This window comes from Enterococcus sp. AZ095a (assembly GCF_050546735.1).
GTDB lineage: Bacteria > Bacillota > Bacilli > Lactobacillales > Enterococcaceae > Enterococcus_D > Enterococcus_D entomosocium.
Genome location: NZ_CP172953.1, coordinates 2,978,531 through 2,991,951, shown reverse-complemented (window position 1 = coordinate 2,991,951; position 13,421 = coordinate 2,978,531). Strand labels below are relative to the sequence as shown.

The following is a 13,421-nucleotide window of genomic DNA, read 5'->3' as shown; positions in this document are numbered from 1 at the left end:
GAGGAGTGTCAGACATGAGTGCAATCAATTTTGCAGTAATCGGATATGGCGGCATGGGTGCGTACCATGTCCACAATATCTTACCAAATGAAAACGAACGAATCCACATCGTAGGAACTTACGATATCAATGAAGAACGTCAAGCGATCTCCCAAGAAAAAGGCCATAAGGTCTTTAAAAGCTATGATGAAGTCTTAGCCGATGAGACGATCGAAGCAGTATTGATCGCCACACCTAATGACTTGCACAAAGAGTTATCGATCGCTGCGTTGAAAGCCGGCAAACATGTTGTTTGCGAGAAGCCTGTTGCGCTGAATACTGTGGAACTAGATGAGATCGTGGCGGTTGCCCAAGAAACTGGCAATACCTTTATGGTTCACCAAAACCGCCGTTGGGATCCTGATTTTCTACTTGTACGCGAACTGTACCGTAATGGACAGATCGGTGATTTGTTCCAATTAGAGTCACGGGTCCAAGGGGCAAACGGCATCCCAGGAGACTGGCGCCATGTGAAAAAACAAGGTGGGGGAATGCTTTTAGACTGGGGCGTTCACTTGTTGGATCAAATGCTATGGCTGATCGACAGCCCAGTGAAAGACGTCAAAGCGGATCTTAGCTTTGTGTTGGGGGAAGAAGTCGATGATGGGTTCTTCGCTTTGATTACTTTTGAAAATGGGGTTAAAGCAATCGTGGAAGTTGGAACCTCCAATTACACGCAATTGCCTCGCTGGTACATCAAAGGAACAGAAGGAACAGCCACCATCACCGATTGGGATCTAAATGGGGAAATGGTGCAAGCAACAGGTCGCGAAGATGTGGCTGCACCAAAACCAGTCCAAGCAGGCGTTGGCTTGACGAAAACGATGGCACCGCCATCGGAATTGGCAGCCAAAGAGATTCCTTTCCCGAAAGCCGAAGCGGATTTTGAACCTTTCTACAAGAATTTTTACAACGTTGTACGCAACGGTGCCGAACCTATCGTTAAAAACGAAGAAGTCCGAGCAGTGATGCAGTTGATCGAACGCATTTTTGCCACAGCGTAAGAGAATAGAAAAAAGCACTAGCTGAGGGAGTGGTCTCTCTTCGCTACGTGCTTTTTTTGTGTAATGGAACGACAACAGTCATTCCGATACGTAAAAATTGAACAATAAATCTTGAGGATAATTTCCCCATCGATCGCCGAAAATGGTCAAACCACCAGCGTTTTCGGCAGTTGCAGGTGCAGCAATTTTAAAGGTGAAAAAGTCACTGTGGTCTAAGTCGATTTCATTCAGGTTGTGATCTGTTAATTTTTCTCCATCGAGGGAAGTATCATAGCGATTGATGCGTAAATGCTTAAGCAATCCATATTGACTGAACTCATCGATCCACCATTGCGGAGTCAGAGAACCTCTGACATCCGAAAAGTTTCCTGGTACGGTGTAACTACCGATGCAGTGATTGTTTAAGTAAAAGGAAAGATCACTGGGCCAATAGTTATTCGAAATTGGGAACTCTGAAGCGATCTCCATACTGATTTCCAGTAATTCGATTTTTTCACCATTTTTCAAAGGATTTGGGATTTTGTATTCTAAAAAACCGTTATTTAGCCAGATGATACTTGCATCAACACGTTCTTGATCCAGAAAAGATTTTGGATCATCTAAGGCGCCAATCAAGCGGTCTTTGGTCGCCATTCCACAAGAAGGCTCAGCTTTAAAATCGGTGAAGTGGCCGATTTTCACAGATTGGGAGGTTAGATTCATTTCTGGAAACACTTTTGCTGGGAAATTGATATTGATGAAATCAGTTTTTAGAGACAAATATTTTTTCTTCCAGTCTTGCCCCGATCCTTTTTCGGTTTTGATCAACTGAGCTTCTTCGAGTTTACGGATATGTTTGGTCATTAAAGCATTGCTGATTGCTAATTTTTGTCCAATTTCACTGATGCTTTTCTTCTTATCGCCTAATTCTCTTAAAATCGCTAAGCGAGTTTCATTTGCCAGTGCTTCGTAGATCGGTAAAGATGCGTTTGTTAAATCCAATTCCATAGCGATCACCTCGTTATACTAAAATGTTTAATGAAAAGATGGTTTAATTATAACACAACCTTGTGGATTTACAAAATAGTAAAATGATATAATTTTTGGTTATACCTTGTTAAAATAATGTTGACAGCGCTTTATATTTATAGTAACTTTACGGTGTAAACATTATTTGACGATAGTCTAACGATTATGTTTATTGATAATTGGATGTCATTTTACTTTTTAGTTAAATTAAAAGGAGTGTAAAAAATGAAAGTAAGTAAATCTATTGTTTTAGTAGGGACAAGCTTATTATGTACAGTGTTGTTAGCTGCTTGTGGCGGGAGTGGTAGCTCAAGTAATAATTCAGAAATTTTGCTTTGGTCTTCGACGACAGGACCAGACGGTGAAAAAATCAAAAAAACGATTGATCAATACAATGAAACAGACCCAGACTTTAAAGTGAAGTTAGTAAGCATGCAAGGTGATACCTTTACTTCAAAGTTGACGACTGCGGGGAAATCGGGGAAAGGTGTTCCTGATTTGGCTTTGATTGCCTCAGAAGCTTTGCCTACGTACAAACACCAAGACATGCTTGAAACCTGGGATGACATGATCGATGGGACAGAATTGGCACGGGAAAACTACGTTGAAGCTGCTTGGGACACTGGTGTAGTGGATGATAGTCAATATGGGATTCCGGCAACCATGGGTTCGTGGGTGATGTATTACAACCAAGATTTGGTGGATAAATATGTTCCAGGAGCGTTGGATGATGGCGTAGTGACGTATGAAGAAATCAGACAAGCTGGGGAAAAAGCAAAAGCAGATGGTATCTATAGTTTTGGCTATACATGGGGCATGCAGAATTATTCGAATCTCTACCAACAAATGGGTGGGGAATGGCAAGATGCACAAGGAAACATCAATATCGATAATGAGTATTCTTACAATGCCGTTCAAGAGTTTAAGGATCTGTACGATGCCGGCTACATGGTCCCAGATGGTGAAGATGCAAATAAACTTTTTGCAAACCAGCAACTGATTTTTCTTCCAGAAGGAACATGGATGCTAAGTAATATGGAAGAAATCAGTGACTTCACTTGGGGCCAAACATTTACTCCTCAATGGGATGCGGAACATATCATTCAAGGTTCAGGCGTCGATCAGTTTGCAATGTTCAAAACGAACGAGGAACGTTCCGATGAAAAGAAAAGTGGCATGGTCGACTTTCTGACTTGGTTACAAGCAAACCAATTAGAGTGGGTCAAATCAGGTGCAAATCCTACTTCCTTAGCTATGCTAGACAATGAAGAATATGTTGAGATGCCACAATCCTTCTTATTGAAGACAGAAAAAGGACAAGCGGCAATTTCTGTTAACGCAGTTGATGGCTTATCGTATATCTTTGGTGAATATGATAATCGCTCATGGGACATGATCACAGGAAAAGCAGATATTCAAACGACTTTTGGTGAGATCCAAAAAGTTGTAGAAGAAAAGATGAAATAATCTTCTCACATAGAGGCTGTGGCAGAAGGAAGAGCGACCATAAAAAGAATTCAGTCCATTTTTTGATAGGGGAGGAATTCTGATAGGCTTAAAGGGCTGTCACAGTTGTTTCTTGTTGAGAGCTGCACTAGAAATACAAGGAAGGATGGGTATTGATGAAAAAAAGGTTAAATGGCTGGCCAATCGTTTTTATTGGTCCGCATATGCTCCTTTTTCTTTTATTCTTTTTAGTTCCTGCAGTGATTGGGATCTATGTTTCTTTTACTGAATGGGATCTGTTCAGTACACCGATTTTTGTCGGGTTTGATAATTTTCAAACGATTTTGTTTGATCAAGACTCGTTGTATCATACGCAATTTTTTAATGGAATGAAAAATACGCTGTTTTTTGCGGCAATCTCCGTTCCGTTATGTATTGTAATTCCCTTGTTACTAGCGGTTGCATTATCTGCTAAACCAAAAATGATGCGTTTTTTTCAATCGATTCTCTACCTGCCAACATTATTTGCAATCTCTGCCGTCATGATTATTTGGGGGTTCCTTTTGAGCAAATCTTTTGGGCCAATCAAAGAAGTATTCGGTATCGACATCAATTTTGTAGGCACGCAACCATGGGCATGGATCGCTATTTTGATCGTGACGATTTGGTGGACATTAGGTGGGAATCTAATTATTTATGTTGCTGCATTAAATGGCGTCTCTAAAGAGCAGTTAGAAGCAGCAGAATTAGATGGTGCAAATAGTATAACGAAATTTTTCCGTATTTCTTTGCCGAGTATTCGCAACCAGCTTGTTTTTACCACGGTCATGACGACCATCGCTCAGTTTAATATTTATGGTCAGCCACTAATGTTGACGGGTGGCGGACCCAACAATTCTACTCGCGTGTTGATGATGTACATCCAAGAAAATGCTTTTGGTAGTAGTACCTCGGTTGCAGGGATTTCTTCAGCGATGGCTATTTTACTAGGTTTTGTAATCATGGCAGTTTCGATTGTGCAATTTATGGTCATCAAAAAAATGGAAAGATAGGAGGGAAGAAGATGCGAGAAAACAAGCTAGGGAAAAGAATTGCCTTTATTTTGCTAGCAATCGTCTGTGTGATTTGGCTCTTTCCTTTGATATGGGCAATTTTTACCTCGTTTAAATCGGAGGCAGAGATTCAAAAGGTTGGGTTCAGTTTGATTCCACAAGATTGGACGCTGGCTAACTTTTTGGGCTTGTTACAAGGCAATGATTCTTCTCCTGTGTTCCGCTGGTTTGTGAATTCAATGATTATTTCAACTTCACATACGCTGTTGGTTATGGTGATCGTCTCGTTTGCAGCCTATGGCTATACACGACTCACCTTTAAGGGGAGAGATTTGATTTTTGCCCTATTGTTAGGAACGATGATGTTTCCCGGGGTGGTCAATTTGATCCCGAATTTTAAAATCGTTGATACGTTAGGTTGGACCAATACATTTCTGGCAGTCATCGTTCCTGGGGCTGCAGGTGTTTATAACATTTTCCTCGTTCGGCAGTTCATTTTAGGGATTCCTAAAGAATTGGATGAATCGGCTGTGATCGATGGGGCCAACGAGTTTCAAATCTTTTATCATATTATCTTACCACTGATCAAACCTGTATTGACGGTGGTTGCGTTATTTAGTTTTACTGGCTCATGGAATGACTTCTTGTGGCCATCGATCGTGATAAACGATATTGATAAATTACCGATTACACCGGGGCTGCAGTTGCTACAAGGGCAATACATGACCTATCCGGGAATTGGAACTGCCGGAGCAATCTTGGCTTTGATCCCTACCTTTTTATTGTATTTGGTGGCGCAAAAAAGCTTTATGGCGTCAATGTCGTTGCAAAGTGGCATAAAATAATTTGTTTTTGGAGGAAATATGAGTAGAGAAGAATACCCGAGACCGCAATTTGAGAGAGAGAATTGGTTAAGCTTAAATGGTGAATGGCAATTTGTCTTTGATGACCAAAATCTTGGTTTAAAAGAAAAGTGGTACACAAATGAAGCAAACTATCCGTACAAGATCAATGTTCCCTTTGTCTATCAAAGTGCATTGAGCGGCATTGATCTTCGAGAAGTGCACGACGTTGTATGGTATTATCGGACCTTCAATGTGCAAGTCCCTGAAAAAAGTCGTGTCCTTTTGCATTTTGGGGCGGTGGACTATGAAGCAGATGTGTTTGTCAATGGCAATCATGTGAAAAATCATTGCGGAGGGCATACCTCTTTTGATATAGACATCACGGATGCCTTAGTATCTGGACAAGAGCAAATACTAAGTGTGCGAGCATTTGATCCACATTTTGATGAAAGCATTCCACGGGGGAAACAATTTTGGGAAGAAGAATCAGCAGGAATCTGGTACACAAACTCAACAGGGATCTGGCAGCCAGTCTGGCTTGAAGTAGTTGCCGAAACCCATCTGCAACAGGTGAAATTTACGAGTGATTTTGATGCTGGCGCCGTTAAGATCGATGTAGAACTGAATCAGTTACAGCCACAAGTAGTCTTAGAATATCAAATCTATTTTAAAGGTGCTTTAGTTACTAGCGGAAAGGCAGACTTTATCACTTCTAAGTTGAGTTTTGCGGTTGATATTTTCCAGCAAGAAATTTTTCGGACGAATTTTCACCACGAAGGCTGGTCTTGGACACCTGAAAAACCGCAATTATTTGATGTTGAATTGACTCTTAGGGAAGCGGGGAAGGCCATCGATCAGCTAAAAAGTTATTTTGGTATGCGTAAAATACATACAGAAAACGGTATGATCTACTTAAATAACAAGCCTTACTATCAGAAGCTGGTGCTCGATCAAGGCTATTGGCCGAACGGCTTGTTAACTGCACCAACAGATGAGGACTTTAAACAAGACATCTTATTGGCCAAAGAAATGGGATTTAATGGTTGCCGAAAACACCAAAAAACAGAAGACCCACGCTTTTTATACTGGGCAGATAAATTAGGATTTCTTGTTTGGGGAGAGTGTGCGGCGCCGGCAATCTATACCGATCTTTCGGTAACGCGCTTGATGCAAGAGTGGACAGAAATCATTACTCGGGATTATAGTCATCCTTCGATCGTTACTTGGGTCCCAATCAACGAGAGCTGGGGTGTGCCAAAAATCTCATTTGATCGTCAGCAACAGCATTTTTCTCAAGCGATGTATCACTTTATCCATTCGTTAGACCAGCAACGGTTGGTTATTTCAAATGATGGTTGGGCGATGACGGAGACCGATATTTGTGCGATTCATAATTATGCGCATGGGCAAGAATCTGAGCGGCAAAAATATCTATACTTTAAAGACAGTCTCAGCACGAGAGAAAAATTGGTGAGTCGAGTATCGACCCCCTGGCCGATTTTCGCTGGAGGATTTTCTTATCAGGATCAGCCTATTTTATTGACCGAGTTTGGTGGTATTGGCTTCGATGTTTCGGGGCAACCCGGTTGGGGCTATACCTCAGTGGAAAATCAACAAGATTTCTTGAAGGATTATCAGCGAATCATGGTGGCTGTTTATGACTCTGTCGGACTCTGGGGCTATTGCTACACTCAGTTGACAGATGTCGAACAAGAAATCAATGGGTTACTGACCTATGATCGCCAACCAAAAGTTGATTTGGCAGCAATTAAAGAGATCAATGAGCAGTTTCATCCACCGCAGGTAGAATAAAATGATTGGTAAGGAAAGGGGCGATGTCCGATGGGGAAATCAGCAGCTTGGCTCAGTGGAGTAAGTATCTTGATTGCTGCGCTTATGATAACCGGTTGTAGCGCTGGAACTGATCCAGGGGAAGAAGTGACCGATTTTACTTCAATTATCGATAATGATGGGGCAGATCCTTGGATCTTGCAAACGGAAGCGTTCTTTTATTATACCAAAACGACTGGGAATAATTTAACGCTTTGGCGTGCTGAAAACCTCTCTCACGTTGCTGCTGGTGAAAAAAAGATCATCTGGGAAATGCCAGCAGAATTTGAAAGTATCTGGGCACCTGAACTTCATTACTTAGATGATCGCTGGGTGATGTATTTCGCGGCTAATCGTCCTTCAGAAACGCATCGTATGTACGCATTAGTCAATCATCAAAAAGATCCATACATGGGTGAGTGGCAATTGGAAGAGATCAAAGGGATGGATGATAAATTTGCGATTGATGGAACAGTCTTAGAGATCAATGACAAACGCTATTTCCTTTGGTCGGGCTGGAAAGGGTATGAAAATGTTGCGCAAAATCTTTATTTAGCGGAAATGGCCTCCCCTACGGAAGTGATTGGGGAGAAACGACTTATCTCAGAACCAGAATATGAATGGGAAATGCGGCAAACACCATTGATCAATGAAGCCCCTCAAGTGATGATCAAAGACGTAACAGTCAATTTGGTATACTCTGCCAGTGGAAGCTGGGACAATGATTACGCTCTTGGTCTTATGACCCTAGATGTGGCTGATGATCCGCTAGAAAGAGCGAACTGGCAAAAGGAACCAGCGCCGATTTTCCAACAGACAAACACTGTCTATGGACCTGGTCATAATGGATTTGCTAAATCAAAAGATGGTTCTGAAGACTGGCTGATTTATCATGCTGCTCGGTGGGATCATTCGGGCTGGAACCGTTCGATCCGCTTACAAAAGTTTGGTTGGGATCAAGAGGATAAAATTCTAATGGAAGCTCCTTTGGATGAATGGCATGTTCAAGCGTTGCCAAAAGCTGAGCCCAATCGACTGCGATTAACTGCTAGCCGTGCTTTGCTGGAGGGCGATTTAGTGCTTGTCGAAGATGAGGCAGCACTCTCTAAGAAAGTCGTCCAAGGCTTTGAATCAACGACTGACAAAATTATCTTTGCCCCGCAGATTGAAGAAGCAGACGAATTTCTGGTGATTGCCTATGTCAAAACCACTGATTATCTCTCCTTGAATGACCCAATTCAGGTCAGGATTGAAACGAAACAAGCAAACCACGTGGTGGATGTCTATCCTTCCGAATATTATCAACCGCTACAAGTCCGCATGAAGTTACCGAAAGGGGCGCAGGAAATCACCCTTTCGTCTGAGATTGGGGTGGATACGCTAAGTATTGATCGTTTAGAAATCGTCAAATTCAAATAAAAAATAGTGAGGAAGTTTTCCAATCCAAGCGATGGGTAATGATCGTTTGACTCCTGCTACTTTGTCTCTAGACAATGTGGCAGGAGTTTTTTATCCTCGCAAATTCCCAACTCCTACCGCCATAGCCTAAAATTCCATGTATAATAAAGAAAACGACCGTTTTATTTGGCGGAGGGAAAAGAAAAAGCAAAAGAGGTGCAAACTATGAGGATGAATCAAGAAAAGCTGACTTCATCAAATGGGAAGGATCAGCTTTTTGTCAAAACGTGGCTGCCAGAAGAACAGCCAAAAGCAGTCGTGCAAATCGTCCACGGAATGATTGAGCACATTGAACGTTACCATGAGTTTGCGGAATGTTTAACTGCACAAGGCTATGCGGTGGTCGGTCATGATCACTTAGGGCATGGGCAATCCGTGAAGGACACACAGGCTTATGGGCATTTTGGTGAAAAAGAGGGCGCCAAACATTTAGTGGCAGATGTGGCAATAGTCCATCAGTACGCCGCTGCTTGCTATCCAGACCGACCATACTTTATCTTAGGTCACAGTATGGGATCGCTGGTTTTGCGGAATTATTTGTTTAGTCAGCCACATCCATTGACAGGAGCGATCATCATGGGCACCACGATGGAAAAAGCCGTGCTGATGCAAGGAGGTAAACTCGTTACGAACTTGTTGCGGCCGTTTGCCGCTCAGCAATGGCCTTATCACGTAATGGAACAGCTAGTTTTTGGCCGGCACAACCGGCGTTTTCGTCCCAATCGGACCGCCAAAGATTGGTTGACCAGTGATCCGCAGCAAGTGGATCGCTATTTGAAGGACCCTTACACCCAATTTCATTTTTCTTTAGCAGCTTACAAGGATCTCTTTACATTGACACAAGCTGCCAGTGATCCGGATCAACTGCGCAAGATTGATTCAGAATTGCCGCTGCTGCTGATTTCAGGTGGAGACGATCCTGTTGGGCACTATGGCAAAAGCGTCCGCCAATTGGCTCAGCAACTGAAGCAAAATGCTGACGTGACGATGTATTTGCTCGAACATGGCCGTCATGAGATTTTGAATGAGCGCAACCGCGAGATCGTTTACAATGAAATTTCTCGCTGGCTATTTGAAAAAATGCCGAAATGACGAACGTTAAGAAATTGGTAGTCTTTTCTGAAAATTCAAAATTATTTTCTCTTTTAAGGCTTTTTTCATTTTCGGCTATCTGTTATAATGATTTTCACATCTAACATAAAGGAGAGATTTTTTGTATGACAGTTTATAACTTTTCAGCTGGTCCTGCCGTATTGCCCCGTCCCGTATTGGAGAAAGCACAATCCGAACTTTTGAATTACCGCGGAAGTGGGATGTCCGTTATGGAGCTGAGTCATCGGTCCTCCTTGTTTGAAGCAATCATTAAAGATGCAGAAGCACTTTTACGAAAATTAATGGGAATTCCTGAAAACTATCAGGTACTGTTTTTACAAGGCGGCGCGAGTCTCCAATTCAGTATGATCCCTTTGAATCTTGCACAAAACAAAAAAGCCTTATACGTAAATACCGGTTCTTGGTCGAAGAAAGCTATTGAAGCAGCAAAAGCGCTTGGAAACGTGACGGTGGAAGTCATTGCCTCTAGTGAGGATCAAAACTTTACTTATATTCCAGAAATTTCAGAAGATGCGATCGACCAAGAAGCGGCTTATTTGCATATCACCACGAACAATACCATTGAAGGGACGGCCTTTCAAACGATTCCGCAGGCTGGCAATGTGCCGATCGTAGCAGACATGTCCTCAAATATTTTAGCCAATGACTATCGCGTAGAAGACTTCGGTGTGATTTATGCTGGGGCCCAAAAGAATATTGGTCCTGCAGGGTTGACGGTAGTGATCATCCGAGAAGATTTACTCAATGATGATGCTGTTTTCGCTCCAATGCTGGATTATCGTCTACAGGCTAAAAATGACTCATTGTACAATACACCACCAACGTATGCTATCTATATTGCTAAATTGGTGTTTGAATGGTTGGAAGAATTAGGCGGAATTCCTGCAATTTTAGAACAAGACCGCCAAAAAGCGGCGCTTTTATACGAAACGATCGAAGCCTCTGCTCTTTACAGTAGTCCTGTAGCTGTTGATAGCCGTTCACTAACGAATATTCCTTTTGTGACAGGGGATAAAGCATTAGATCAGCGCTTCAATGAAGAAGCTGTCAAAGCTGGCTTTGAGAACTTGAAAGGGCATCGTTCCGTTGGAGGAATGCGAGCAAGCTTGTACAATGCCTTTCCATTAGCTGGCGTTCAAGCGTTAGTCGACTTTATGAAATCATTTGAAGCGGAGGTCAAATAAATGTTCCAAATCAAAACATTCAATGCGATCGCACCAGAAGGATTACAGCGTTTAGAAAAAGAAAAGTATGCCATCAACGAGAGCGACCAACCGCAAGGGATTTTGCTGCGCAGCCAGAAATTGCACGATTACGCTTTTCCTGAAAGTGTCTTAGGTATTGCTCGTGCAGGGGCTGGGACCAACAACATTCCCGTCAAAGCATGTACTGAAAAAGGGATCGTCGTCTTTAATACACCCGGTGCCAATGCCAATGCGGTCAAAGAATTAGTGATTGCTAGTCTGCTCTTAAGTGTCCGCCCGATTTTACGAGGTGCCCAATGGGTCCAAACCTTGCACGGTGATAATGTGGAAGAACAAGCAGAAGCACAAAAAAGTCAATTTGCTGGAACAGAGTTAGAAGGTAAAAAGTTAGGAATCATCGGCCTTGGTTCTATTGGAGCGATGGTTGCCAACGATGCTTATCGTCTAGGGATGGAAGTAGTCGGTTATGATCCTTACGTGTCAGTGGATACTGCTTGGACGATCTCTCGTCGGGTCAAGCGTGCCAATGATATTGCGGAAGTCTTTTCAACCTGTGATTTTATTACGGTTCATGTGCCGCTAATGGAAAACACGCATCATCTCGTCGGGGAAGCCGAACTTGCGAAAATGAAACCAACAACGAAGCTATTCAACTTTTCTCGTAAAGAAATCGTCGATACAGATGCCGTTTTACGTGCGTTAAAAGCCGACCGTTTAGCGGGCTATACGACTGATTTTGCGGATGAACAATTGCTGCACAATGAAAAAGTCCTCGTCTTGCCGCATTTAGGTGCATCAACAGAAGAAGCTGAAGTCAACTGTGCCAAGATGGCAGCCCGAACATTGAAAAAATTCTTGGAATTCGGAACCATCAAGCGCTCGGTGAATTTTCCAACCGTTGAGATGGCCTTTCATTCGCCTTATCGTCTGACGATCATCAATCGCAATGTACCGAATATGTTAGGTCAGATTTCATCGATCATTGCGGAATCTGGGATCAATATCGACAATATGCTGAATCGTGGCCGGGAAGACTTTGCTTACACCCTAGCCGATGTCGCTTCTGAAGATGAAGCCTTATTGAATCAATTAGCCGATAAACTGCGGGAGAACGAAAATATCGTTCGTGTACGGGTCATCAAGAATCAGGAGGTTGGGTATTAATGGTTCAAGTATTTCCGTTTAAAGCCATTCGTCCAGAAGCCTCATTGGCAGAAAAAGTGGCCGAGCTGCCTTATGACGTGGTCAATTCACAAGAAGCCGCAGCGTTTGCGCAAGGCAATCCTTACAGCTATTTCCACATCGACCGTTCGGAGATCGACTTGCCAGGAATCGATCCTTATGATCCACAGGTGTATCAAAAAGCGGCAGAAAATCTTGCATCTTTTCAAGAAGCAGGCTGGTTGATTCAAGAAACGGCGCCCGCATATTATTTGTATGAATTGACGATGGCTGGCAGAAGTCAAACTGGGCTTGTCGCCTGTACCTCGATCGATGATTATGTCGCTGGGAAAATCAAGAAACACGAGTTTACCCGACCAGAAAAAGAAATCGATCGGATCAATCACATTCTGGCATGTGATGCCAATACAAGTCCGATTTTCTTGAGCTATCGCCAACCAGCAGCAGTCAAAGAAGCGATCGATGCGTGGCAAGCAGAGCATGCGCCGATCTATGATTTTGTCAGCTATCATGAGGTGCAGCATCGTGTTTGGCTGATCGATGATCCAGCGCTAGTCGCCTCTTTTGCCCAGCAGTTTCAGGCTGTAAATGCCCTCTATATTGCGGATGGACATCACCGTACAGAGTCAGCAGTTAAAGTTGGCTTGCAAAAGCGAGCCGATGGCCAAAGCAGCCAAGAAAGCGACCGCTTTTTAGCAATCTTATTCCCAGAAAATGAATTAGCGATTTGGGAATACAATCGGGTCTTGCGGGTACCGGTGCCAGAAACCTTTTTTGAGCAGGCAGCCCAGCATTTTACGATTCAAGAAACTACAACGAAGAAACCAGCGCAACGTGGTTCGATTCATCTGTACCTAAACCATGCGTGGTGGGAGTTGACCATCAAACCGGCATCTGTGCCGCAAGATGCGGTAGGACAGCTGGATGTGTCGCTTTTACAACAATACGTGCTGGCTGATATTTTCGCGATCCAAGATGTGCGGACAGACAAACGCATTGATTTTGTCGGCGGGATTCGTGGTCCAGAAGAATTGGAACGTTTGGTGGATAGCGGAGAATGGACATTGGCTTTTTCCATGTATCCAACGCAAATGGCCGATCTTTTGGCAGTCGCCGATGCGGGAGAAATCATGCCGCCAAAATCAACTTGGTTTGAACCAAAACTGTTAAGCGGTCTGTTTTTACATGATTTAGAAACGAATTAACCAAAAAAGCTTACGAGGCTACCTCGTAAGCTTT

11 protein-coding genes are annotated in these 13,421 nt (G+C 43.0%); 10 read left to right on the top strand and 1 reads right to left on the bottom strand.

Annotated features, from left to right (window positions below):
- The first annotated feature begins 14 nt into the window (after nucleotides 1-14).
- Complete coding sequence (locus IGJ26_RS13725; RefSeq protein ID WP_008380362.1) at nucleotides 15-1,043, top strand: Gfo/Idh/MocA family protein; 1,029 nt, start codon at nucleotides 15-17, stop codon at nucleotides 1,041-1,043.
- A 78-nt stretch (nucleotides 1,044-1,121) separates the two neighbouring features.
- On the opposite strand, the gene IGJ26_RS13720 is transcribed toward IGJ26_RS13725, so the two are convergent.
- Nucleotides 1,122-2,030, bottom strand: a complete 909-nt coding sequence (locus tag IGJ26_RS13720) for an ArsR/SmtB family transcription factor (RefSeq protein ID WP_008380365.1) — start codon at nucleotides 2,028-2,030, stop codon at nucleotides 1,122-1,124.
- Nucleotides 2,031-2,276: 246 nt separating this feature from the next.
- Between IGJ26_RS13720 and IGJ26_RS13715 the strand changes: the two genes are divergently transcribed.
- From IGJ26_RS13715 to IGJ26_RS13675, 9 genes are all read left to right on the top strand, one after another.
- Nucleotides 2,277-3,518: an extracellular solute-binding protein gene (locus IGJ26_RS13715; protein ID WP_061053285.1), complete on the top strand. Its 1,242-nt coding sequence runs from the start codon at nucleotides 2,277-2,279 to the stop codon at nucleotides 3,516-3,518.
- A gap of 155 nt (nucleotides 3,519-3,673) precedes the next feature.
- Nucleotides 3,674-4,549: a carbohydrate ABC transporter permease gene (locus IGJ26_RS13710; RefSeq protein ID WP_016612866.1), complete on the top strand. Its 876-nt coding sequence runs from the start codon at nucleotides 3,674-3,676 to the stop codon at nucleotides 4,547-4,549.
- An 11-nt stretch (nucleotides 4,550-4,560) separates the two neighbouring features.
- Nucleotides 4,561-5,394, top strand: a complete 834-nt coding sequence (locus IGJ26_RS13705) for a carbohydrate ABC transporter permease (protein ID WP_042890647.1) — start codon at nucleotides 4,561-4,563, stop codon at nucleotides 5,392-5,394.
- Between the two features lie 18 nt (nucleotides 5,395-5,412).
- On the top strand, nucleotides 5,413-7,206 hold the full coding sequence (locus tag IGJ26_RS13700) for a glycoside hydrolase family 2 protein (protein WP_430599693.1): 1,794 nt from the start codon (nucleotides 5,413-5,415) through the stop codon (nucleotides 7,204-7,206).
- A gap of 30 nt (nucleotides 7,207-7,236) precedes the next feature.
- Nucleotides 7,237-8,643, top strand: a complete 1,407-nt coding sequence (locus tag IGJ26_RS13695) for a glycoside hydrolase family 43 protein (protein ID WP_016612864.1) — start codon at nucleotides 7,237-7,239, stop codon at nucleotides 8,641-8,643.
- A gap of 204 nt (nucleotides 8,644-8,847) precedes the next feature.
- The gene (locus IGJ26_RS13690; RefSeq protein ID WP_194199221.1) at nucleotides 8,848-9,774 is read left to right on the top strand and encodes an alpha/beta hydrolase; all 927 of its coding nucleotides are present in this window, start codon (nucleotides 8,848-8,850) and stop codon (nucleotides 9,772-9,774) included.
- A 125-nt stretch (nucleotides 9,775-9,899) separates the two neighbouring features.
- Nucleotides 9,900-10,979 carry a 3-phosphoserine/phosphohydroxythreonine transaminase gene (gene serC, locus IGJ26_RS13685; protein WP_005233933.1) on the top strand — a complete coding sequence of 360 codons (1,080 nt, stop codon included), beginning with the start codon at nucleotides 9,900-9,902 and terminating at the stop codon, nucleotides 10,977-10,979.
- Nucleotides 10,980-12,164: a phosphoglycerate dehydrogenase gene (locus IGJ26_RS13680; RefSeq protein WP_194199222.1), complete on the top strand. Its 1,185-nt coding sequence runs from the start codon at nucleotides 10,980-10,982 to the stop codon at nucleotides 12,162-12,164.
- Complete coding sequence (locus tag IGJ26_RS13675) at nucleotides 12,164-13,387, top strand: DUF1015 family protein (protein WP_194199223.1); 1,224 nt, start codon at nucleotides 12,164-12,166, stop codon at nucleotides 13,385-13,387. The genes IGJ26_RS13680 and IGJ26_RS13675 overlap by 1 nt, the downstream gene beginning before the upstream one ends.
- Nucleotides 13,388-13,421 lie beyond the last annotated feature (34 nt).

Coding starts and splice junctions, on each gene's coding strand:
- IGJ26_RS13720 (WP_008380365.1), bottom strand. CDS start 2,030: ATGGAATTGGATTTAACAAACGCATCTTTACCGATCTACGAAGCACTG.
- IGJ26_RS13680 (WP_194199222.1), top strand. CDS start 10,980: ATGTTCCAAATCAAAACATTCAATGCGATCGCACCAGAAGGATTACAG.
- serC (WP_005233933.1), top strand. CDS start 9,900: ATGACAGTTTATAACTTTTCAGCTGGTCCTGCCGTATTGCCCCGTCCC.
- IGJ26_RS13675 (WP_194199223.1), top strand. CDS start 12,164: ATGGTTCAAGTATTTCCGTTTAAAGCCATTCGTCCAGAAGCCTCATTG.
- IGJ26_RS13705 (WP_042890647.1), top strand. CDS start 4,561: ATGCGAGAAAACAAGCTAGGGAAAAGAATTGCCTTTATTTTGCTAGCA.
- IGJ26_RS13695 (WP_016612864.1), top strand. CDS start 7,237: ATGGGGAAATCAGCAGCTTGGCTCAGTGGAGTAAGTATCTTGATTGCT.
- IGJ26_RS13690 (WP_194199221.1), top strand. CDS start 8,848: ATGAGGATGAATCAAGAAAAGCTGACTTCATCAAATGGGAAGGATCAG.
- IGJ26_RS13725 (WP_008380362.1), top strand. CDS start 15: ATGAGTGCAATCAATTTTGCAGTAATCGGATATGGCGGCATGGGTGCG.
- IGJ26_RS13700 (WP_430599693.1), top strand. CDS start 5,413: ATGAGTAGAGAAGAATACCCGAGACCGCAATTTGAGAGAGAGAATTGG.
- IGJ26_RS13710 (WP_016612866.1), top strand. CDS start 3,674: ATGAAAAAAAGGTTAAATGGCTGGCCAATCGTTTTTATTGGTCCGCAT.
- IGJ26_RS13715 (WP_061053285.1), top strand. CDS start 2,277: ATGAAAGTAAGTAAATCTATTGTTTTAGTAGGGACAAGCTTATTATGT.